This is a genomic window from Vibrio taketomensis, assembly GCF_009938165.1.
In the GTDB taxonomy this organism is placed as follows: Bacteria; Pseudomonadota; Gammaproteobacteria; order Enterobacterales; family Vibrionaceae; genus Vibrio; species Vibrio taketomensis.
The window spans coordinates 2,471,578-2,493,904 of sequence record NZ_AP019649.1 but is presented as its reverse complement, the minus strand read 5'-3'; the positions used below and the strand labels follow the sequence as shown (position 1 = coordinate 2,493,904).

15 protein-coding genes are annotated in these 22,327 nt (G+C 45.1%); 10 read left to right on the top strand and 5 right to left on the bottom strand.

Annotated elements, in window-relative coordinates; all coding sequences use genetic code 11:
* Window positions 1–140 precede the first annotated feature (140 nt).
* From rlmD to eno, 5 genes are all read left to right on the top strand, one after another.
* Entirely contained in the window at window positions 141–1,469 is a 1,329-nt protein-coding gene (gene rlmD / locus Vt282_RS11450; protein ID WP_162063430.1) for a 23S rRNA (uracil(1939)-C(5))-methyltransferase RlmD, read from the top strand.
* Window positions 1,470–1,546: 77 nt separating this feature from the next.
* Window positions 1,547–3,766 carry a GTP diphosphokinase gene (relA, locus tag Vt282_RS11445; RefSeq protein WP_162045611.1) on the top strand — a complete coding sequence of 740 codons (2,220 nt, stop codon included), beginning with the start codon at window positions 1,547–1,549 and terminating at the stop codon, window positions 3,764–3,766.
* A gap of 287 nt (window positions 3,767–4,053) precedes the next feature.
* Complete coding sequence (mazG, locus tag Vt282_RS11440) at window positions 4,054–4,851, top strand: nucleoside triphosphate pyrophosphohydrolase (protein WP_162063429.1); 798 nt, start codon at window positions 4,054–4,056, stop codon at window positions 4,849–4,851.
* Between the two features lie 206 nt (window positions 4,852–5,057).
* Window positions 5,058–6,695 (top strand): CTP synthase, encoded by a 1,638-nt coding sequence (locus Vt282_RS11435; RefSeq protein WP_162045613.1) that lies wholly within the window; start codon window positions 5,058–5,060, stop codon window positions 6,693–6,695.
* Window positions 6,696–6,777: 82 nt separating this feature from the next.
* Window positions 6,778–8,079 (top strand): phosphopyruvate hydratase, encoded by a 1,302-nt coding sequence (gene eno / locus Vt282_RS11430; RefSeq protein ID WP_162045614.1) that lies wholly within the window; start codon window positions 6,778–6,780, stop codon window positions 8,077–8,079.
* A 551-nt stretch (window positions 8,080–8,630) separates the two neighbouring features.
* Here the strand turns inward: eno and Vt282_RS11425 are convergent.
* Entirely contained in the window at window positions 8,631–9,857 is a 1,227-nt protein-coding gene (locus Vt282_RS11425) for a multifunctional CCA addition/repair protein (RefSeq protein WP_162063428.1), read from the bottom strand.
* Between the two features lie 84 nt (window positions 9,858–9,941).
* On the opposite strand from Vt282_RS11425, the gene Vt282_RS11420 reads away from it, so the two are divergent.
* Both Vt282_RS11420 and Vt282_RS11415 read left to right on the top strand, forming a co-directional pair.
* Entirely contained in the window at window positions 9,942–11,546 is a 1,605-nt protein-coding gene (locus tag Vt282_RS11420; RefSeq protein ID WP_162063427.1) for an ExeA family protein, read from the top strand.
* The gene (locus Vt282_RS11415; protein ID WP_162063426.1) at window positions 11,546–12,316 is read left to right on the top strand and encodes a general secretion pathway protein GspB; all 771 of its coding nucleotides are present in this window, start codon (window positions 11,546–11,548) and stop codon (window positions 12,314–12,316) included. Before Vt282_RS11420 ends, Vt282_RS11415 begins: the two co-directional genes overlap by 1 nt.
* A 61-nt stretch (window positions 12,317–12,377) precedes the next feature.
* On the opposite strand, the gene Vt282_RS11410 is transcribed toward Vt282_RS11415, so the two are convergent.
* The 3 genes from Vt282_RS11410 to Vt282_RS11400 all read right to left on the bottom strand — a co-directional run bounded on the left by Vt282_RS11410 (window position 12,378) and on the right by Vt282_RS11400 (window position 15,230).
* On the bottom strand, window positions 12,378–12,989 hold the full coding sequence (locus tag Vt282_RS11410; protein WP_162045617.1) for a TIGR04211 family SH3 domain-containing protein: 612 nt from the start codon (window positions 12,987–12,989) through the stop codon (window positions 12,378–12,380).
* Between the two features lie 168 nt (window positions 12,990–13,157).
* Window positions 13,158–14,417: an inorganic phosphate transporter gene (locus tag Vt282_RS11405; protein ID WP_162045618.1), complete on the bottom strand. Its 1,260-nt coding sequence runs from the start codon at window positions 14,415–14,417 to the stop codon at window positions 13,158–13,160.
* A 132-nt stretch (window positions 14,418–14,549) separates the two neighbouring features.
* Window positions 14,550–15,230 carry a TIGR00153 family protein gene (locus Vt282_RS11400; RefSeq protein WP_162063425.1) on the bottom strand — a complete coding sequence of 227 codons (681 nt, stop codon included), beginning with the start codon at window positions 15,228–15,230 and terminating at the stop codon, window positions 14,550–14,552.
* Between the two features lie 206 nt (window positions 15,231–15,436).
* Between Vt282_RS11400 and Vt282_RS11395 the strand changes: the two genes are divergently transcribed.
* On the top strand, window positions 15,437–16,954 hold the full coding sequence (locus Vt282_RS11395; RefSeq protein ID WP_162063424.1) for a CYTH and CHAD domain-containing protein: 1,518 nt from the start codon (window positions 15,437–15,439) through the stop codon (window positions 16,952–16,954).
* A 24-nt stretch (window positions 16,955–16,978) separates the two neighbouring features.
* On the opposite strand, the gene Vt282_RS11390 is transcribed toward Vt282_RS11395, so the two are convergent.
* Window positions 16,979–17,785: an ion transporter gene (locus Vt282_RS11390; protein WP_162063423.1), complete on the bottom strand. Its 807-nt coding sequence runs from the start codon at window positions 17,783–17,785 to the stop codon at window positions 16,979–16,981.
* 235 nt (window positions 17,786–18,020) lie between these two features.
* Here Vt282_RS11390 and Vt282_RS11385 point away from each other — a divergent pair, with 235 nt between their 5' ends.
* Both Vt282_RS11385 and glnE read left to right on the top strand, forming a co-directional pair.
* A complete protein-coding gene (locus tag Vt282_RS11385) occupies window positions 18,021–19,277 on the top strand; it encodes a methyl-accepting chemotaxis protein (RefSeq protein WP_162063422.1) in 1,257 nt (418 codons plus the stop codon).
* A gap of 107 nt (window positions 19,278–19,384) precedes the next feature.
* Window positions 19,385–22,225: a bifunctional [glutamate--ammonia ligase]-adenylyl-L-tyrosine phosphorylase/[glutamate--ammonia-ligase] adenylyltransferase gene (gene glnE / locus Vt282_RS11380; RefSeq protein WP_162063421.1), complete on the top strand. Its 2,841-nt coding sequence runs from the start codon at window positions 19,385–19,387 to the stop codon at window positions 22,223–22,225.
* Window positions 22,226–22,327: the final 102 nt, after the last annotated feature.

Sequence of the window (22,327 nt, the reverse complement as noted above, 5' to 3'; positions counted from 1 at the left end):
CCTGACCTATTATTGAGGTAGGAATTATTCTAGCCGTTAAAACGATAAGCATAATCAACCGCAGCGGCACAAACAATCACTCAGACGTGAAAAGGTGACGTCTGAGTAGCAAATCAAGTTATTCACTACAGGCACAGAGCATGGCGCGTTTTTTCCAACCGAAGAAGAAAACTCAAATAGATACCAAACACCAATCGATGAAGGTGGAAAAACTCGACCATCAAGGTGTCGGCATCGCCTATTCATCAGGTAAGCCTGTGTTTATCGAAGGCGCTATACCTAATGAACAAGTGCTGGTGCAGCTGACCGAATCCAAAAGCAAATACGCTCGCGCTAATCTCATTAAAGTACAAACCAGTAGCGATGAGCGAGTAAAGCCATTTTGCCCGCATTACGAACAATGCGGTGGCTGTAATTTGCAGCATTTGGAGGAATCGGCTCAATTGAAATACAAGCAGCAGGCGCTTTCAGGTTTGATGCGTAAGTTTGCTGGTCAAACGTTGGAACTCTCTTCACCAATCACGGGTGAAAGCCTTGGCTACCGTCGTCGTGCACGTGTCAGCGTGATACTTGATAAGAAGACACGCAAACTGCAATTTGGCTTTCGTCGTAAGCAAAGTAAACAGATTGTCACGGTAACCAACTGTCCTGTGTTGGATTCTGACTTAAACGCAATACTGCCAGGATTGTATCAACTACTGCAAGGTTTCTCGCATCAAGAGGCGATTGGCCACGTTGAACTGGTAAAAGGCGACAATACCAAAGTGATCGTGCTTCGCCACCTAAAACCACTCAGCAGCAAAGAACAGCAACAGTTAGAGAACTTTGCTAGTGACAATCAAGCGACGCTGTATTTAATGCCACAAACAGATCAACTGGATTTAGTGTTGGGTGAAGAGGCGAACTACCAAGAAGTGGGGGCGACCATTCCGTTCGCGCCAAATAACTTTATTCAAGTGAACCAAGTAGTAAACCAAAAAATGGTGGCGCAAGCGCTAGATTGGTTAGAACTAGAGTCTACCGACCATGTCTTGGATTTATTCTGTGGTTTGGGGAACTTCAGTTTGCCAATCGCCAAGCAAGTGCAATCAGTGATTGGGGTAGAAGGCGTTGAAGCTATGGTGGAGAAAGCTTCACAAAACGCTCACCTGAACCTGATTGACAATGTGTCGTTCTATCAAGCAAATTTAGAACAAGATATGTCATCTATGGCGTGGGCAAGTAAAAAATTTGATAAGATACTGTTAGACCCTGCACGAGCAGGTGCAAGCGGTATTGTTGATCAGCTTGCGAATTTAGGAGCTCGTCGTGTGGTGTATGTCTCTTGTAACCCAGCGACTTTAGCGCGAGATAGCCAAAGTCTGTTAGAACAAGGGTATCAATTGCAAAAGCTGGGCATGCTCGATATGTTCCCGCACACAGGTCACCTTGAGTCGATGGCATTATTTGTCATGGGTTCAGCAAAATAAAGTGAACTAACACTAGGCGCGATAGCCTATAAGACATGGTTAGTCTGAAAACAAAGTAACAGCTAGGACGAAGAAAGATGGTTGCGGTAAGAAGCGCGCATTTAAATCAAGACGAACAGTTTGAATTGGACAAGTGGATCTCGAGCTTAAAGCAAGAGTCCAAAACTGCTCAGCGCTTAACTGAAGTTTATCGTCAGTGTGAAAGCTACCTAAAGGGCAATGATAATGCGTCATTGTTGCTATGGCGTGGGCGCGAGATGATTGAAATATTGATCACTCTCTCAATGGATAGGCCGACCCTAGTCGCTGCGCAGTTATTCCCTTTAGTCTCGACCGGTGCGCTTGGACGCGAAAAACTGGAAGAAGACTTTAGCAGTGAGATCATTAAGCTTATTGATGGTGTTGAAGAAATGGCTGCATTGGGTCAACTGAATGTGACCTTAGAAGGCAGTGCTGCTTCAGCGCAAGTCGATAACGTTCGCCGCATGTTGTTGGCGATGGTGGATGATTTTCGCTGCGTAGTGATCAAACTGGCAGAACGTATCTGCAACCTGATTGAAGTGAAAAAAGCACCGGATGAAGTGCGCCGCGCTGTTGCGAAAGAGTGCGCCAATATCTATGCACCTCTGGCTAACCGTCTAGGTATTGGTCAGTTGAAATGGGAAATCGAAGACTACGCATTTCGCTACCAACAACCAGATACTTACAAGCAAATCGCCAAACAACTGTCTGAGCGCCGAATTGTGCGTGAACAGTACATCAAAGATTTTGTCGACGACCTTCACCAAGAGATGAGCGTTTCGGGTATTAATGCCGAAGTGAGCGGTCGTCCAAAACACATCTATAGCATCTGGCGAAAAATGCAGAAAAAAGGCTTGGAGTTCGACGAGCTTTTTGACGTGCGTGCGGTGCGTATTATCGCTGACAAATTGCAAGATTGTTATGCCGCTTTGGGTGTGGTGCATACCAAGTACAAACACTTGCCAAGCGAATTTGATGACTACGTTGCCAACCCGAAACCTAATGGCTACCAGTCAATCCATACCGTCATTTTAGGGCCAGAAGGCAAGACCATCGAGATTCAGATTCGTACCAAACAGATGCACGAAGATTCTGAACTGGGCGTTGCTGCGCACTGGAAATACAAAGAAGGTAGCAGCGGCCGTAGTGGTTACGATGAGAAGATCACTTGGCTGCGCAAACTACTTGATTGGCAAGAAGAAATGTCTGATTCAGGCGAAATGCTTGATGAGGTTCGCAGCCAAGTCTTTGATGATCGCGTTTATGCCTTCACCCCGCGTGGTGATGTGGTCGATTTACCGATGGGCGCAACACCGCTTGATTTTGCTTACCATATTCACTCGATGGTGGGTCACCGCTGTATCGGTGCGAAAGTGGGCGGTCGCATCGTTCCGTTTACTCACAAGCTACAAATGGGTGATCAAGTTGAAATTATCACGCAAAAAGAACCCAACCCATCTCGTGACTGGCTAAATCCAGCAACCGGCTTTGTGACCTCAAGCCGTGCGCGCGCAAAAATTAACGCTTGGTTCCGTAAACAAAGCCGAGAGAAAAACCTCGAAGCGGGGCGTGAGATCTTAGAACACGAACTGGCAAAGATTGGTGCGACGCTTAAAGATGCTGAGCAATATGCACTCAAGCGTTTTAATATGAACACCGCCGATGAATTGTTCGTTGGCGTGGGTAGCGGTGATTTGCGCATCAACCAAATCATCAACCACATCAACGCTTTGGTGAACAAGCCCACGGCAGAGGAAGAAGATCAGCAAGCGTTAGAAAAACTGCGTGAGGCAGAAAACAAACCTTCAACGCCAAACCGTCCGAATAAGGATGCGGTTGTGGTAGAAGGGGTGGATAATCTGATGACCCACCTAGCACGCTGCTGTCAGCCAATTCCCGGTGATGAGATTAAAGGCTATATCACCCAAGGTCGTGGTATCTCAGTGCACCGAGCAGACTGCGAACAACTAGATGACTTACGCCACCATGCACCAGAACGTATTATCGATACGGTTTGGGGTAGAGGCTTTGCAGGGAGTTACTCACTAACGTTGCGTGTTGAGGCAATGGAGCGTAGTGGTTTGCTTAAAGAGATCACCACTCTGTTTGCTAACGAAAAAGTCAAAGTGAATAGCATGAAGAGCCGAGTTGATTATCGCAATCAATTGTCGATTCTCGACTTTGAATTGGAAGTGACCAATGTCGAGGTGGTCAATCGACTGATTAGTCGTGTTGAGCAGATTAAAGATGTGATGCTAGTAAAACGCTTAGGCTAATTTTTGCGTCGCATTTGTTGTTTTTACGGCGTTAACTGCGCTTACTCCGGAGTGCCGGCCCAGACTCATCACATAGATGGCTATGCTCTGGGAGTCTCATGCGCATGTTGCCTTGTTAAAACGCCAACTGCTTAGCAAAAACGTGTGTTTCTCTAAAGGAATTAGGCTCTCGTTTTATAACTTGGCGTTGCCTGATAGAAAGAATTCAAGGTGAGTGGTTTTAGCTGCTCACCTTTTTGTTTATTACTGGCCTGAGAACATAGTGTCGGGCTGGTGGAGGAGAAAACATGAGTCATCCAATTGAACAGTTAGAACAGATTATGGAGACGCTGCGCGACCCACAACAAGGTTGTCCTTGGGATCGTAAGCAGACCTTTGAAACTATTGTGCCGCATACCATTGAAGAAACGTATGAAGTGGTGGATGCGATTCATAACCAAGATTGGCCGAACTTAAAAGAAGAGTTGGGTGATTTACTGTTCCAGGTGATTTTCTACAGTCAGCTTGCGAAAGAGCAAGGACTGTTTGAGTTTTCTGATGTGGTGGAAACAGTCAATGAAAAACTGACTCGTCGCCATCCGCATGTTTTTTCTGAGGTTGAATTTGAGTCCGATGAAGCCATCAATGCTAACTGGGAAGCAGAGAAAGCGAAAGAGAAGGCGCGGGCAGGAAAAACCGAACAAAGTATTCTAGACTCAATACCAAATTCTCTACCGGCGTTAATACGTGCTACAAAGATGCAAAAGAAGTGTGCACGCTATGGATTTGATTGGGATTCGTTGGCTCCGGTCGTAGATAAAGTCCATGAAGAGTTGGACGAGGTAATGGAAGAAGCTTTACTTGTCGACAGCAAACAAGAGAACGTTGAGCTAGAACTGGGTGATTTATTGTTCTCAGTGGTGAATTTGGCTCGCCATTTAGAAGTTAACCCAGAGGTCGCATTGGCTAAGGCAAATTTAAAGTTTGTTCGTCGTTTTTCTCAAGTAGAGAGAAAAGTGCAACAGAATGAAAAAAAATTGGAACAATGCAGTCTCGATGAACTAGAAGAATATTGGCAAAAAGCGAAGCAAGAAGAGCGTAATTAGTGACCTAATTATGCGTAAAATGGATAATTCTGACTCATGCTGTTTATAAGTTTGAATAATCTGAATCATTCACTTTGATTTGAAGCAAAAAAATAATAGTGGTGGTGTGATAGATTTCACGTTGTGGCGTTAAGGGCCTTCTGGTATATTTGCTTCCCGTCCAGAAGAAATCCATTTTCCCTCATTCAACCAATTTCAGGTTAAACATGACGACAAATTACATTTTTGTTACTGGCGGGGTTGTATCCTCTCTAGGTAAAGGTATTGCAGCAGCATCTCTTGCAGCGATTTTAGAAGCTCGTGGTCTTAAAGTGACTATGATGAAGCTTGACCCTTACATCAACGTTGATCCAGGCACAATGAGCCCAACTCAACATGGTGAAGTGTTCGTTACAGAAGATGGCGCCGAAACAGACCTAGACCTTGGTCACTACGAGCGTTTCATTCGCACCAAGATGACTAAGCGCAACAACTTCACTGCAGGTCGTGTTTACTCAGACGTTCTAGCTAAAGAGCGTCGTGGTGACTACCTAGGTGCAACAATTCAAGTTATCCCTCATATCACAAACGCAATCAAAGACCGTGTAATCAATGGTTCTCAAGGCCATGAAATCGCGATCGTTGAAGTCGGTGGTACTGTAGGTGATATCGAATCGCTACCATTCATGGAAGCAATCCGTCAGCTAGCGGTTGAAATCGGCCGTGAACGTGCAATGTTCATGCACCTAACTCTTGTTCCTTACCTAGCAGCAGCTGGCGAAGTGAAAACGAAGCCGACTCAACACTCTGTAAAAGAACTTCTATCAATCGGTATTCAACCAGATATCCTAGTTTGCCGCTCAGATCGTATGATCCCAGCGAACGAGCGTAAGAAGATTGCGCTATTCTGTAACGTTCCTGAGAAAGCGGTAATCTCAATGAAGGACGTAGATTCAATCTACAAGATCCCTCAACTAATCAAGTCTCAAGGTCTAGACGACCTAGTGTGTGCTCGTTTCGGCATTAATGCACCAGAAGCGGATCTTTCTGAGTGGGAACAAGTAATCTACGAAGAAGCGAACCCAACGGGCGAAGTAACGATCGGTATGGTTGGTAAGTACATCGAACTGCCAGACGCATACAAATCAGTAAACGAAGCGTTGAAACACGCGGGCTTGAAAAACCGTCTAAACGTCACCATTAAATACGTAGACTCACAAGACGTAGAAACTAAAGGTACTGAAGTTCTAGAAGGTCTAGACGCAATTCTAGTTCCTGGTGGCTTCGGTGACCGTGGTGTGGAAGGTAAGATTCTTGCAGCGCAATACGCTCGTGAGAACAAAGTTCCTTACCTAGGCATCTGTCTTGGTATGCAAGTTGCGCTGATTGAATACGCGCGTAACGTAGCAGGCATGCCAGGCGCACACTCTACAGAATTTAATAAAGATACTAAGTACCCAGTGGTTGGTTTAATCACTGAATGGGTGGATGCAGAAGGTAACGTAGAAGAACGTACTGAATCATCTAACCTAGGCGGTACAATGCGTCTTGGTGCACAGCTATGTCACCTAGAAAAAGGTACCAAAGCTCGTGAACTATACGGTAGCGATACGATTCATGAACGTCACCGCCACCGTTACGAAGTGAACAACTTACTTCGTCCGCAAATCGAAAAAGCAGGTCTGAAAGTATCAGGTCTATCAGCGGACAAGAAGCTAGTGGAAATGATTGAGAACCCGAACCACCCATGGTTTGTTGCAGCTCAGTTCCACCCAGAGTTCACTTCGACTCCTCGTGATGGTCACCCATTATTTGCAGGTTTCGTTAAAGCTGCGGGAGAAAACTCGCGCGGTGAATTGAAGTAAGAAGTAAAAAGGATACGGGCAGTCGCAAAGGTTTGTGACTGCCCTTTAATTCGACATTTATTTTATACGAGAGGAAACATTAATGTCTAAGATCGTAAAAGTTCTAGGTCGTGAAATCATCGACTCACGTGGTAACCCAACTGTTGAAGCTGAAGTTCACCTAGAAGGCGGTTTCGTTGGTATGGCAGCAGCTCCATCTGGTGCTTCTACAGGTTCTCGCGAAGCTCTTGAGCTACGTGACGGCGACAAATCACGTTTCCTAGGTAAAGGTGTTCTTAAAGCTATTGAAGCTGTAAACGGCCCAATCGCTGACGCTCTAGTAGGCAAAGATGCTAAAGATCAAGCTGCAATCGACGCTATCATGATCGAACTAGACGGCACTGAAAACAAATCTAAATTCGGTGCAAACGCTATCCTAGCTGTTTCTCTAGCAAACGCTAAAGCAGCTGCAGCTGCTAAAGGCATGCCTCTATACGAGCACATCGCTGAGCTAAACGGTACTGCTGGTCAATTCTCTATGCCTCTACCAATGATGAACATCATCAACGGTGGTGAGCACGCAGACAACAACGTTGACATCCAAGAGTTCATGATCCAACCAGTTGGCGCTAAGACTCTTAAAGAAGCTCTACGTATCGGTGCAGAAGTATTCCACAACCTAGCTAAAGTTCTTAAGTCTAAAGGCTACAACACTGCAGTTGGTGACGAAGGTGGTTTCGCTCCAAACCTAAAATCTAACGCTGAAGCGCTAGAAGTTATCGCAGAAGCAGTTGCAGCAGCTGGCTACGTTCTAGGTAAAGACGTAACTCTAGCTATGGACTGTGCAGCATCTGAGTTCTTCGACAAAGAAGCTGGCATCTACAACATGAAAGGTGAAGGCAAAACTTTCACTTCTGAAGAGTTCAACCACTACCTAGCTGGTCTAGTTGAGCAATTCCCTATCGTATCTATCGAAGATGGTCTAGACGAGTCTGACTGGGCTGGTTTCGCACACCAAACTCAACTTCTAGGCGACAAGATCCAACTAGTTGGTGACGATCTATTCGTTACAAACACTAAGATCCTAGCTGAAGGTATCGAGAAAGGCATCGCTAACTCTATCCTAATCAAGTTCAACCAAATCGGTTCTCTAACTGAGACTCTAGCTGCAATCAAGATGGCTAAAGACGCAGGTTACACAGCTGTAATCTCTCACCGTTCTGGCGAAACTGAAGATGCAACTATCGCTGACCTAGCGGTAGGTACTGCTGCAGGTCAAATCAAAACTGGTTCTATGAGCCGTTCTGACCGTGTTGCTAAGTACAACCAACTAATCCGTATCGAGGAAGCTCTAGGTGAGCGCGCTCCTTTCAACGGTCTAAAAGAAGTTAAAGGTCAAGCTTAATTATAAGCTTAGCTAAATAGCTTTTAGAAAGGCTCCACTTCGGTGGGGCCTTTTGTATTTGGAGAAAGCTCACGGTGAGCGCGCTCCCATATTTCAAAGAAGCGGCCTTAAAGAAGTGAAAGGTCAAGCTTAATTTTAAGCTTAGCTAAATAGCTTTTAGAAAGGCTCCACTTCGGTGGGGCCTTTTATTTTGGAGAACGCTCACGGTGAGCGCTCTCCCATATTTCAAAGAAGCGGTCTTAAAGAAGTTAAAGGTCAAGCTTAATTATAAGCTTAGCTAAATAGCTTTTTAGAAAGGCTCCACTTCGGTGGGCCTTTTGTATTTGGAGAAAGCTCACGGTGGGCGCGCTCTCCCATATTTCAAAGAAGCGGTCTTAAAGAAGTTAAAGGTCAAGCTTAATTATAAGCTTAGCTAAATAGCTTTTAGAAAGGCTCCACTTCGGTGGGGCCTTTGTCTTTGGAGGAAAGCTCACGGTGAGCTCTCTAATATTTCAATGACGCGGTTTAAATAAGTTACTGGTTAAGCAGTGCTAGAGGGTTAAGCTCGCTTCTCAATTTTCAACTCTCGATGCATTCGCGATCGCCTCAACTCTGCGTTTCTCCATCTCTTCACGAATAGCTGCGCCTTTAAAACCATCAGCGATGATGTCTTGTACTTGCACGCTCAGTGCTGCTTGGTAAGCCAATTCAAAGATCGCTTGCTGAGGGTAATCAATAGTCTCAAAGCCAGTACGCCCTTGGCTGTCAGCTTTGCAGCACAATAAGATGTCGTCTAGGCGTTCAGGTTTGCGCCATACATCGAACTTGTTGAGAATTTTTAATTTAGTTGCAGGTTTGAGTTCGGCGGCGCGGTGAATATTAGAGTGTTGTTCACATACCATCAGTGCTAAATCTCGATACTCGTTTGGTACACGTACCCGCTCACACAATGCTTTGATGATTTTAAGCCCGGTATGGCAGTGCATTTTATGGCTTGGCCACTCTTTCTCAGGTGTAATACCTTTGCCCAGATCGTGTACTTGCGCGGCAAATCGAACGGTGCTGGTCTCTGATAGCAATGCCGCTTGTTTGGCGACCATTAGAGTGTGGATGCCGGTATCAATTTCTGGATGCCATTGTGGTGGTTGCGGGACACCAAATAAGCGGTCAATTTCAGGCAGCACAATGTTAAGAGCACCGCATTGACGAAGTACATCGAGAAAGACTTGAGGATCTTGGGTGCTTAGGGATTTATGCCACTCTTGCCAGACACGTTCCGCCGTTAGGTGTTCTAGTTCGCCACTGGTGACGATTTGCGTCATCAACGTCATGGTTTCTGGTGCCACGCGAAAGCCAAGATGGGCTAATTTCGCTGCGAATCGAGCTACACGTAGTACGCGCAGAGGATCCTCGACAAAAGCATCAGAGACATGCCTTAAAACGCGTTTTTTCAGATCTTGCTGACCCTGATACGGGTCGATGATAGTGCCATGCTCATCTTGTGCCATGGCATTGATGGTGAGATCGCGGCGCAATAGATCTTCTTCTAGTGTCACGTCTGGTGCAAAGTGGCATTGAAAGCCTGTGTAGCCGTCACCGGTTTTGCGTTCCGTTCGTGCCAATGCATGCTCTTGTTTGGTTTTGGGATGCAAGAAGACCGGAAAGTCTTTTCCGACCGCTGTATAACCTTGATCTAGCAATTGTTCAGGTGTCGCCCCTACGACAACCCAGTCTTTGTCATAGACGTTAAGCCCTAGTAGTTGATCACGTACCGCACCACCAACAAGATACTTTTGCACTTTATTACTCACCGATTATCATCATTGCCTATTGTTGTAGCCAATGTTACTTTCGTTATCAATAAATTCCCAGTGACCAATTCCATGTATAACCAACATTTTGGATTTGTCGAGTTACCATTTTCTATCGTGCCTAACTCGCGATTTCTCTATTTAAGTCAGCGCCATAAAGAAGCAATGCATCATCTTCGAGCCGGTTTAGGCGAAGGTGGAGGCTTTGCTATGTTAACTGGAGAAGTTGGTACGGGAAAAACCACCGTAGCTAAAGCAATGGTCAAAGCTTTGGACAGCTCAACGCAGATTGGTAGCATTCTCAACCCAACATTTTCCAATTTGGAGTTGTTGCAGGCCATCTGTGATGAATTTGCTCTGCAATATTCTTCTCAAGCGACGCTCAAACAATTAACCGATACGATTAAGCAGTTTTTGTTAGAAAGTCACCGCAGCGGTAAGCAAACGCTGGTGATGATCGATGAGGCGCAGCATTTGTCGGCTGAAGTATTAGAGCAACTGCGTTTATTGACCAATCTTGAAACGGAGCAAACCAAGTTACTAAAAGTATTACTCATTGGTCAGCCTGAATTGCAGCAAAAATTGCAGCTCCCGCAACTGCGTCAGCTTTCTCAGCGTATCACTGGTCGTTACCATTTATTGCCACTTAACAGCGACGAAACTGCCAAGTACATTCAGTTTCGTTTACAACTAGCCGGGGCCACTAGCGAGTTATTCTCCGCCAAATCGTGTAAAGCGATTGCGAGTGCGACGCAAGGCATCCCTCGTTTAATTAATCTTGTATGTGATGCCGCACTGAAACGGGCGTTTTCACTGGGCGAAATGCGCCCAAGCAGTGCGAGTGTGCAGGTTGCATGTGAAGAGGTGATGAGTTTTCAGTCGACTTGCTATCAAGCGGCTAAACCTAAAACCACCAATCGTTCTAAAGCCACTTATATTGCCTCAGGGTTAGGCTTAGTGTTAGCCGCGGCAACTTGGCACTATTTACCGACTCAAATAACGCCAATGATTGATGCTCAACTGCAGCAACAATACCCGCCAAAACCGGTTGTAAGCCAGAGTGTGGAGGTCTTTCCATCGCAGATGAATACGCTTTTGAGTCGCTCTTCTAGCCTTGCAGAGAGCCTCAATGAGCTTTATTACGTCTGGGGCTATCAAGCATCAGTCGTAGATAAAATGTGTGTCGATAACCCCAATTCACGCTTTGCCTGCGTAGAATCTGAGGGCGATTTAGCACAGTTACGCAAACAGAACTTACCGGTGGTATTGACGCTAGATTATCAGGGAGATCGACGTTATGCCGTGCTGTATCGCGCGTCTGAAGATCGAGTGCAGTTGCTACTCGATAGCGAGCGGGTGGAGTTTGAAAGCAAATGGTTGAAACAAATTTGGCATGGTGAATACCGTGTGATCTATCAGAAACTTTGGCAAGGCACTTTGAAGCCTGGCATGCGAGGCAAACAGGTAGTGACGTTAGATCAGCAGCTCTCTCGTTTACTTAAATTACCCATCTCCAAACAACCAACTTATGGTTCAGATTTAGAGCGTAAAGTGAGTCTATTTCAGCAGTGGCAGGGGTTAAACGTTGACGGTATTGCGGGCGAGCAAACATTGCAACGCTTGGAGCTACTGGTTCAAGAACCAGCCCCGTACTTAAGTATTTTGGAGAGCATCTAATGGCTAACCTAATTCAATCATTAGAAGAGTCTCAACAAGGTTATCAGCAGCACCGAGGTAGCGCCTACGTGCTTGGTGTACAAGCTACAGATAATAAGGCACTGCGATGGTCTAAATTGTTCGGCATTATATTTATTCCTGCAGCAGTAACGGCTCTTGGGGTGAGTGCTTATCAATACCAACAAGCTAAGCAGCAATGGCTAGAGCGCAATGTTGAGAGGGTTGAAATTCTTGAGAAACCAGCGCCTTTGATGGAGTTAAGTTACCCTGACTCAGGAGCGCTTTTAAGCACATTGCGCGAACCATTGGTCGTTACTGAAATAGACAACAATGTGGCATTTGCCGCAGAAACAATCGACACTGAGTCTGCGAAAACCGCATCTATAGATGATCACACAGAGGATGAACTGTTAGAAGGGATAGACCTTTCCGATTTGTCGCCGGAGATTGCTCAACGTTTGCAGACGGCAATGAGCGAGGGTGCGACTAGCGCTGATGTGGCGTCTATTGAGCGTGCAAATGATGCCGCCCAAGAATTTGCCTCAGTTGCTGCAGATTGGCATGGCAAACTTCCTGCGTTGAACTTCCAAACACATGTCTATTCGTCAAACAGCAACAAGCGCTGGGTAAAAGTAAACAATACCGAATATAAAGAGGGTGATTGGCTTACTAGTGGAGTGCAGTTAAAAGCGATTGAACCACAAGCTTGTGTGATTGAAGTTGCGGGTGAAAAACTGAGAGTGCCGGCTTTGTATGACTGGCAAGGTTAAAGCGATTTACTCACTAAATAAAAAAGGTCACGCATGCGTGACCTTTTTTATTGGTATCTAGTTATGCCCAGCCCGCTGGAGAGCGCTTTCTGCGAGGAATAATGTGTGGCAGGATTAAGCCTAGTAATAAGCCGATACCCGCAACACCGCCACCGTAGGTGAAATACTTAAGCAGCAAATCATCTTTTTGCGTATCAAGTTTTGCGCGCAGGTTGCGAACTTCAGTCTGAGAAGCAGTAAGCTGCTGGCTCATGTCTGCGTAGCTCTTCTCTAACTCAGAGATTTGGCTATTACGATTCTCTAGTGATTCCACTAGACCTGCTTTTTCTTTGTTCGCATTAGAACTCGCGTTAGCAAGCTTTGATTTTACATCGGCTAGCTCTTTTTCAAGGCGAGGTAGACGAGTCGTCATGCTTTCTTGTGTTGTCACAAAGTTGGTTGATACCCAGCCTTTACGGCCACGGTCATCCACGACTTCACTGTAGCCAGTCTCTTTGTTTACAGCAACTAGAGAGACCTTCTCACCTGCATTGACACTACCAATAATGCGGTATTGGTTGCTAGGACCAGAGTGCATGTAAGTGAACAAATTGTCAGAAATATAGCGATCTTTTGCCATTGCTGAAGGGGCAGCAATGATACAAGCAAAGATCATTAAAACCAGTTTTTTCACGGTAAATCCTTTAACAGTCATCAAGCTCTCAGGTGGAAGGAATCCTGAGAAGCAAATAGTAAGAAGTTTCCTAGTTAGGTGCAACAAAGAAGGGAGGCTGAGCCTCCCTTTCTGCGTGTTTGAGTCAATAATGACAGCCAGCTTACATTTTTCTGACTTTAATATTGATTAACTAAACGCCGCTTGAATCGCATAGAAGAACACTACCGCCAGCAATGCACCTGCAGGCAGAGTTACAATCCAAGAAGCGACGATGTTACGCACAACACCTAGGTTAAGTGCAGCGATACCACGCGCAAAACCTACACCTAGAACTGCACCAACAAGAGTTTGGGTAGTAGAGATAGGTAGACCAGTACCAGACGCTAGTACTACAGTCGATGCTGTTGCTAGCTGAGCTGCGAAGCCACGGCTTGGTGTTAGTTCAGTGATACCTGTACCAACGGTTGCCATTACTTTGTGGCCAAGAGTTGCAAGACCCACCACGATACCGAAACCACCTAATGGAAGAATCCACCAAGCGATTGTGCTTTTCTCTGTAACCGCACCTAGGTGTTCAACTGTTGAAACAACAGCAGATAGAGGACCGATTGCGTTAGCTACATCGTTTGAACCGTGAGCGAATGCCATTGCACACGCAGTGATTACCATCAGAACGCTAAAAATACCTTCAACGCCAGAGAAACCGTGGTCGTCTTCACGATCAGCAAATTTCTTCTGGATGTAAACGTAACCGCCAACCATCACAAGAGTAGAAACCACAGCTGCCCATACCCAAGCTTCAGTGTTGCTTAGATGTAGACCAACGTGTTTAAGACCTTTCTTGATCGTTACAAGCGCAATCACCATAGTGGTGATGAACATGTAAACTGGTACAAAGCGCTTCGCGTTGAATAGTGGTTTTTCAGTATCGAAAATCAGTCGCTGTGCACTAACGAAAATGACATATGCGAAGAAACCAGAGATAACCGGGGTAACAATCCAGCTACCTACGATGCCTTGAACACTGCTCCAGTCTACTGCTTCAGTACCTACTGACACACATGCAAAACCGATGATTGCACCGATGATTGAGTGTGTAGTTGATACAGGCCAACCCATGTATGATGCGAGTAGCAACCATGTACCAGCAGCAAGTAGTGCTGACATCATGCCGTATACAAGCACATCTGGTTGAGAGGCAAATAGAGAAGTCTCAATTACACCTTTACGGATAGTGTCGGTTACTTCACCACCTGCTAAGTAAGCACCTGCAAATTCAAAAATCATTGCAATGATGATTGCTTGTTTTACTGTCAGAGCCTTAGAGCCTACTGATGTGCCCATCGCATTGGCAACATCGTTCGCACCAATACCCACAGCCATCATAAAACCAAAAATAGCTGCAACAATAATCAGGACAGTGCCATAGTTCGCAAGGATATCCATCGTAATACCTAGTTGTTTGATAACAAGCGGAGCAAATTTTTGACACGAGAAAGCCCCATAGGCGCCGAAATATTCATTGCCTGGCTGGGGTGTGAATTAAATATGCTCTTCGTTATTGAGTTTAATTTAACGCTACGAGCGCGATAGCATTACTTCTAATCGAGCACCAACACGTTGTGCTTGATCAGCAATACCACCGACCCATTCTAAAATCTTATAAAGGAACATCACATCAATTGGATTCAGATCGTGCTCAATCGCCATTAATTGTTGGCGAAGTTGGATCTGCATCGCATCGGTGTCATCTTCGATCTTATCTAGTTGATTGATCATTTCTGCAACTAGAGTGACTTCACGACCTTTAAATCCTGTTTCCAACAGTTCATCTAGCTCACTGATCACTTTTTGTGCTTGTTGAGCTGCGTCTAAACAGCGCTTAACGTAAGCGATAAAGTTTTCTTGAAGTGGAGCTGGAATCGCAAGTTGGCGGCCATAGACTCGACCTGCAATGTCTTTTGCTAAGTTTGCGAGTTTGTCTTGTTGCGTTAGTAGTTCGAGCATATCGCTGCGATCTACAGGCATAAACAAACCGCGAGGAAGTTTGATACGAATTTCGCGCTTAAGTACGTCAGCTTCCTTCTCTAGATGAGAAATCTGTGCACGAATTTCAGCTGCTGTCTCCCAATCTCCCTGAGCACAAACCTCAAAGAAGTTAACTAGGTGAGAGCAACATTCGTTTACGCACACAACGTGACGTTGCAAAGGCTTAATAGGGGACTTTGCAAATAACCCCATAATTGTATTTACTGGCATGGTCATTCAACCTACTAAATATAACCTATAAGTAACAGTATACCCTTATTGGACATAATGTTGTGTGATGGCTATAAAGGCGCGCATGGTAACGCATTAAATCCATCATTAAAACTGTTTTAGATCATCAATTGAGCGATATTTCACTCTTGCCGAGTGAGAAATATAGCAATATCCTGTCTCTATCTGCTTTGAAAGGTATAACTATGGAAACCGAGATAGAACTGAAGTTTTTTGTTTCTCCAGATTTTTCAGAAACTTTACGTCAAAAAATTTCTGAAGCAAAGATACTTCAGCATAGCTGTCGTGAGCTGGGTAACACTTATTTTGATACACCAGATAATTGGCTAAGACAGCATGATATTGGTCTGCGCATTCGCCGTTTCGATGAAGTATATGTTCAAACGGTCAAAACTGCAGGCAGAGTTGTCGCTGGATTGCATCAAAGACCAGAATACAACGCTGAGCATTGTTGTAATGAACCAGATTTAACGTTGCACCCAAGTGACATTTGGCCTGCAGGTAAAGATCTCGATGACTTACAAGATGAGATAGCGCCGCTATTTTCGACCAATTTCACGCGTGAACAATGGCTAGTGGCGATGCCTGATGGTAGTCAAGTGGAAGTCGCGTTTGACCAAGGTGAGGTGCTTTCTGGAGAAGAACGCGACGCGATTTGCGAAGTTGAATTGGAACTGAAATCGGGTCAGACCGACGCATTGTTTACCCTTGCTCGCAGCCTAAGCGACCACGGAGGCATGCGCCTTGGCAACTTGAGCAAAGCAGCTCGCGGCTATCGTCTCGCTTTGGGTTACGAAGGTGATGAAGTCAAGTCAATGGATTTGGTCGCGACGGATAAGCACGACACGGTTGAGTCATGTTTTATCAATTCACTTGAGCATGCTCTCTCGCATTGGCATTACCATGAGCAAATCTACTCGGAACGTGAGTCGATTGATGCACTGCACGAAATTAAAAATTCGATCAGTTTTATTCGTCAAACGTTGACTATCTACGGTGATATTGTACCACGTAAAGCGAGTGCGTTGATTCGTCAGGAATTGAAATGGCTTGAGCAAGATCTCGAGTGGACCAAGCAATATGACTATTTAGAAGATTTGTTGGAAGACAAAGGTCATGCATTGCGAAAACTGGACGCGCGTAAGTTCTTAATCAAAGAGTTAACAGAAGTACAGCATGATCTTCCTGACCGTGAAGATATGCTAGAGTTGTTTAATTCAGCACGTTATACCGCGCTATTGCTAGATTTAAGTCGCTGGATTTTGACTCGCGGTTGGCAACCATTCCTCGATGATAAATCGCGTAATGCGATGTCTCAAGGCATCAAATCATTCTCGGTTGAACAACTTGAGCGCACATGGCATGAGTTGATGGATGCTTTTCCTCCAGAAAAACCGCTAGGGCCGCAAGACTATATTGATCAGCAGTATCACCTGATGCGCAATCTATATACGGGCGTTGGTTTTGCGAGTTTGTACGATGATGAAGAGCGCACTCGTTTCCGCCTACCTTGGGCAGACTTATTGCAAGGCATCGATGATTTACTAACTCTAAGACCACTAGAAGCGATGGTTGAGCTTTTGGAAGGGGAAGAGCGTGAACAACTAGAGCGTTGGTTATACCGTCAAGAAACGTCGATTATGCATGCGATGGAGCAGACTCGCATTATCAGTATCGAAGCGCAGCCTTACTGGCAAGAATAGTCGAATAATGCAATGAAAAGAGAGCTAAGGCTCTCTTTTTTGTTGCGTATCGGTCGGCGTTTGATGCAGTTTATCGAGGTCTTTGCTCATTTTTCTCTCTAGCTTTTCGAGTCGTTGCAAAATGACTTGCTGCTGTTCGAGTAATACTTGCATTTGTTGCTCTTTCTGTTGAGCTTTTAATGCTTGAAGTTTGCTTGGTGAGGTAATAACGGAAGTGATTAAACCCGAAATCATACCAAACAACCCGACGCCGCAAACTATGATTACTGACGCCAAAATCTTACCCATATCCGTTACTGGGTAGTGATCACCATAACCGACGGTAGAGATGGTCACGAGCGCCCACCATAGCGCGTCAGCGCCCGTGGTTATATTCGCGTCAGGCGAATGCCCTTCGGCGAATAATACTAAGCTTGAACCCAAAGTTAATAACACCACCATTAGTAGCAAGATCGAAGCAATTGTGGTTTCTTTTCTGTTAGATAGAATCTGTTTGACGATGTTACGGCTGGAACGAATCACTAGAATAACGCGCAAAATGTGAAAGATTCGGGCAAAGCGTAATGGCTCAATCATCGGCAAACTGGCGACAAAATCAATCCAGTGATTTTTCAAGAAGCTGCGCTTGTTTGAAGCTCTAATCAGATCAATCGATAGTTGTAGAATAAAAATACTACAGATAAAAAAGTCTAAGCCGATAAGAATTTGACGTGTCTCTAACGAAATTGGAAAAAATAGTAACGCAGAGATCACAAATAGCGCCATAAATGAGAGGATTAGTGACAGTAAGCTCATCGGTTTGGTTTCGTCTTTGCTATCATTTGTTTTCATACGAGGCTCAAAATAAATAGACAGTGCTAATGCAAAAGTGCTGGATTATCGGGTTCTTAAATCGCTACATCGAACTCTAATTGATATCAGAATACACAATTCAGTGCGACTAATGCCGAAACGATCCAAAAACTGAATGGTTCAACCTAGTCCATTTTGACTCATTTGAGGTTGAAACATAAAGAATGACGTTATTACGGTATAAAAGAATATATGACTTAATGGAGAACTAACAATGACAAGAGTGGCATTTAAGCCATGGGAGCGAGTGATAACGGACGTACGCCTTGTTCCTAAAATGGTCTTGCTGATGGTATTTAGTACGGTATTGATAGTGATTAAGCAACTTTGGGATGCCAATACTTTTTATCAATCGATACTGGCTTTGACTGACAATAGCGCTTTGGCTGATGAGCATTACCAAGCTTATCTTGTTGATATTGTGTGGCAAACCATCATTCTGATTGCCGTTTTTCTTGCTGTTCTTCTTTTTGCAGCTCGCACCATGCAGCGTCAAATTCAAACCTTAGACACGTCGATTAAGCGCATGGCGAAAGGCGATCTGTCATCAGAAATTCATTTAGATTGTAAAGATGAATATGGTGATTTGGCTCGTCAGTTAGAGCTAACTCGTGTTCAACTGCAAGAGTTAATCAAAATTCAAGTTGACTCGACCCAAGAATTAGCCGGTCTCACTGAAGTCATGACGATGAGCATGTCAGAAACGAAAGAGTCTGCACAGGAAGAGTTCCACGAGATTGACCAATTGGCTACCGCGATGAGCGAAATGACCTCAACCGTTCAAACGGTGGCTGAGCACGCTCAAAGTGCCTCTTCTCTTACGGAGGATGCTTCAAATCAGGCCATGACAGGTCAACGCTTTGTTCAAGATACGATTGGCAAAATCAGCGAACTTTCACAAGACATTGCAGCATCTGCCGATGCTGTTAACCAAGTTGAAGAGAGTGTAGTAAAAATTGGTAGCGTTGTTGGGACGATCCAAGGCATCTCAGAACAAACCAACCTGCTCGCTCTTAATGCGGCGATCGAAGCGGCTCGAGCTGGAGAAGCTGGCCGAGGCTTTGCTGTTGTAGCCGATGAAGTGCGCAACCTAGCACAGCGAACTCAACAAGCGACGATTGAAATTCAAGCCATGATTTCGCAGTTACAATCTAGCGCTAATTCTGCGGTTGACCTGATGGAAAAAAGCGTGGTGGAAGCGGCTGAAGGCGTTGAGCTTGTGACTAATGCCGGCAATGAATTGGACGGCATTGTGCAGCAGGTAACTCGTATCAATGATATGAATTTCCAGATTGCTACTGCAGCCGGTCAGCAAAGTAGTGTTGCAGAAGAGATGAGCCAGAACCTAACTAACGTACGAGAGTTGGTTGAAGCATCGGTAACCGTGGTGACTGAGTTGCTAGAAACATCTGAAATGATGCAGAAAAATGCAGAAGACTTAGACAGCAAAATCTCTGCATTCAAAGTTTGATCTCACAGAGTTAATTAATAAACGCCTGCGACTAAGTCTCAGGCGTTTTTTATTATCTAAAGTTTGTTATAAATAGCCCATCGCCCTTTGATCGACAAGGAATAACCATGCAGTTGCCTTCAGAACTCTCGCCTATTGCTCAATCTGCACTCGCCAATTTAGAACAATATCAATTGAAGCAATTGTGGCCTGCTGACGTGTTCAACCAATTGGAATATGTAGCAGGACTTAGTAAGTTTGTGGTTGAGGTTCTGCTTAAAGATGAAGAGTTGCGAGCGAATCTGCCAGATAGGCTCGCACAAACTCAGCGCTACCAAGATTATCGCCGTGTTTTGTCTGAACAGTTAAGTCATTGCATCGATGAAGCAAGCGGGCAGCGAGTGTTAAGACAGTTTCGCAACCGAGAGATGGCCTACATTGCTTGGCGTGATTTCTGTGCCTCTTGGACATTAGAAGAGAGCCTTGAGCATTTATCGCAATTAGCGGAAGCGATGATTTTTGAAACCTACCAATGGCAATACAAGGCATGTTGTGAGCTTTGGGGAACACCGTGTAATGCTGAAGGTGAAGCGCAACCGATGCTGATTATTGGTATGGGTAAATTGGGTGGTGGTGAACTGAACTTTTCTTCTGATATCGATTTGATTTTCACTTACCCAGAGAATGGTGAAACCCAAGGTGCGCGTCGTTCGATTGCCAATGCGCAGTTTTTTACTCGTCTTGGACAGCGCATTATTAAAGCATTGGATCAGCAAACCTTTGATGGTTTTTGCTATCGGGTCGACATGCGTATTCGCCCGTTTGGTGATAGCGGACCGCTAGTGATGAGTTACGCTGCGCTGGAAGATTATTATCAAGAACAAGGGCGCGATTGGGAGCGTTACGCGATGATTAAGGCTCGGGTAATGGGCAAAGAAATGTATCCCCAATACCAAGAGCTACGCCAAATGCTGCGCCCGTTTGTGTTCCGTCGTTATATCGATTTTAGTGCCATTCAATCACTGCGCCGAATGAAGTCAATGATCAGCAGCGAAGTTCGTCGTCGTGGACTAAGCAATAATATTAAACTCGGTGCGGGTGGCATTCGTGAAGTGGAATTTATCGCTCAAGTATTTCAGTTAATCCGCGGCGGGCGTGAGCCAAGTTTACGCCAACGTGGGCTATTGGTAACACTTGATGCGATTGATGATTTAGAGCTGCTGAGCCGTGAAGAAGTCACTCAATTGCGTGCAGCTTATAAATATTTACGTCGCCTTGAAAACCTGTTGCAAGCGATGGCGGATAAGCAAACTCAAACCTTGCCTGAAGGTGAAAAAGAACAACTGCAATTGGCGACTGCAATGGGAGAAGGCAATTGGCCAACGTTGCTTAATCAAGTTCACCACCATATGGACAATGTTCATGGTGTGTTTAAGAGCTTAATTGGTGATGACGACGAAGAGTCGAGTGAGGTTGCCAAGCATTTTCATGAGCTATGGGACATGACGCAAAACAGTGATGTGATTGAACATGTGCTTATGCATGATCTGCAGGTGGAACATCCCCAAGAGATGGTTCAAACGATCGTTCGCTTTAAAGAGGATTTGGCGAAGAAGACTTTGGGTCCCCGTGGGCGTGAGGTACTAAATCGTTTAATGCCAAAAGTGTTTCAAGCGATTTTTGCTCATCCCGAAGCGCAATTTGGTTTGCCGCGAGTGCTGCATTTATTGCATCGAATCGTCACTCGTACCACCTACTTAGAATTGTTGGATGAACACACGGCAGCGTTAACTCAATTAGTGCGTTTGTGTACCGCCAGTCCCATGATTTCAGAGCAGTTAGGACGCTATCCAATACTGCTAGATGAACTGATTGATCCACAGCACCTGTATAACCCAATTCCACTCGAATCTTATCGTACAGAACTGCGCGACTTTTTAGCGCGGATACCGGAAGACGATATGGAACAACAGATGGAAGCACTGCGCCAATTTAAGCAGATTTGTATTTTGCGTATTGCTGCCGCTGATATTGCCGGTGTTTTGCCCGTGATGAAAGTGAGTGATCACTTAACCTATTTGGCAGAAGCGATTGTTGAGTGTGTGGTGAATCAGGCTTGGCTGCAAATGGTGGCGAAATATGGTCAACCTAACCATCTCAAAGATCGCGAAGGTAAAGGTTTCGCCGTGGTTGGTTATGGCAAGGTTGGTGGTTGGGAATTGGGCTACAATTCTGACCTCGATATTGTCTTTATCCATGACTGCCCCGTGAGCAGTTACACCGATGGTAAGAAGGATATTGATGGCCGTCAGTTCTATTTGCGACTTGCGCAGCGTGTGATTCATATTTTTTCCACACGTACCGCTTCAGGGATTTTGTATGAAGTGGATACCCGTTTACGTCCATCGGGAGCTTCAGGTTTATTGGTTAGCCCTATTGATGCATTTGAAGAATACCAACGCAGTGAGGCTTGGACTTGGGAACATCAAGCGTTAGTGCGTGCACGTATGATTTATGGCGATGAGCCGTTACAACGCGAGTTTCATCGTGTTCGTCATGAGATTTTATGCTTACCACGTGAGACTGCTGAGCTGAAAAAACAGGTGGTTGAGATGCGCCTTAAGATGCGTGATCATCTCGGCGGTAAAAAGTCAGGGCGCTTTATGCTTAAGCAAGATCCGGGAGGTATCACTGACATCGAGTTTCTCGCTCAATATTTGGTGCTTAACTATAGCCATGAGAAACCGAAGTTAACCCGATGGTCTGACAATGTGCGCGTGTTTGAATCATTGATTGCCCAAGGCATTATGGATGAAGCGCAAGCCCTGTCGATAACCAATGCTTACACAGAAATGCGAGATCAGATTCATCATCGTAATTTGCTCAATCAAGATGCTGATGTGGCAGAGGATCGATTTATACAAGAGCGTCAATTAGTGACCGAGGTTTGGCATCAATGGTTAAGCTAAATTTCAAGTCATCGTCATGCAGTCTCAAGTAGAGCGCGTAAAGCAATCTATTAGTTTTGAGAGCAATCGGCCTATGATAAACTTTGCGCAGAAGAAAATAGT

What these genes read in the sequence shown, in the direction of transcription:
- rlmD (WP_162063430.1), top strand. Translation starts at nt 141, where the DNA reads ATGGCGCGTTTTTTCCAACCGAAGAAGAAAACTCAAATAGATACCAAA.
- relA (WP_162045611.1), top strand. Translation starts at nt 1,547, where the DNA reads ATGGTTGCGGTAAGAAGCGCGCATTTAAATCAAGACGAACAGTTTGAA.
- mazG (WP_162063429.1), top strand. Translation starts at nt 4,054, where the DNA reads ATGAGTCATCCAATTGAACAGTTAGAACAGATTATGGAGACGCTGCGC.
- Vt282_RS11435 (WP_162045613.1), top strand. Translation starts at nt 5,058, where the DNA reads ATGACGACAAATTACATTTTTGTTACTGGCGGGGTTGTATCCTCTCTA.
- eno (WP_162045614.1), top strand. Translation starts at nt 6,778, where the DNA reads ATGTCTAAGATCGTAAAAGTTCTAGGTCGTGAAATCATCGACTCACGT.
- Vt282_RS11420 (WP_162063427.1), top strand. Translation starts at nt 9,942, where the DNA reads ATGTATAACCAACATTTTGGATTTGTCGAGTTACCATTTTCTATCGTG.
- Vt282_RS11415 (WP_162063426.1), top strand. Translation starts at nt 11,546, where the DNA reads ATGGCTAACCTAATTCAATCATTAGAAGAGTCTCAACAAGGTTATCAG.
- Vt282_RS11405 (WP_162045618.1), bottom strand. Translation starts at nt 14,417, where the DNA reads ATGGATATCCTTGCGAACTATGGCACTGTCCTGATTATTGTTGCAGCT.
- Vt282_RS11400 (WP_162063425.1), bottom strand. Translation starts at nt 15,230, where the DNA reads ATGCCAGTAAATACAATTATGGGGTTATTTGCAAAGTCCCCTATTAAG.
- Vt282_RS11395 (WP_162063424.1), top strand. Translation starts at nt 15,437, where the DNA reads ATGGAAACCGAGATAGAACTGAAGTTTTTTGTTTCTCCAGATTTTTCA.
- Vt282_RS11390 (WP_162063423.1), bottom strand. Translation starts at nt 17,785, where the DNA reads ATGAAAACAAATGATAGCAAAGACGAAACCAAACCGATGAGCTTACTG.
- Vt282_RS11385 (WP_162063422.1), top strand. Translation starts at nt 18,021, where the DNA reads ATGACAAGAGTGGCATTTAAGCCATGGGAGCGAGTGATAACGGACGTA.
- glnE (WP_162063421.1), top strand. Translation starts at nt 19,385, where the DNA reads ATGCAGTTGCCTTCAGAACTCTCGCCTATTGCTCAATCTGCACTCGCC.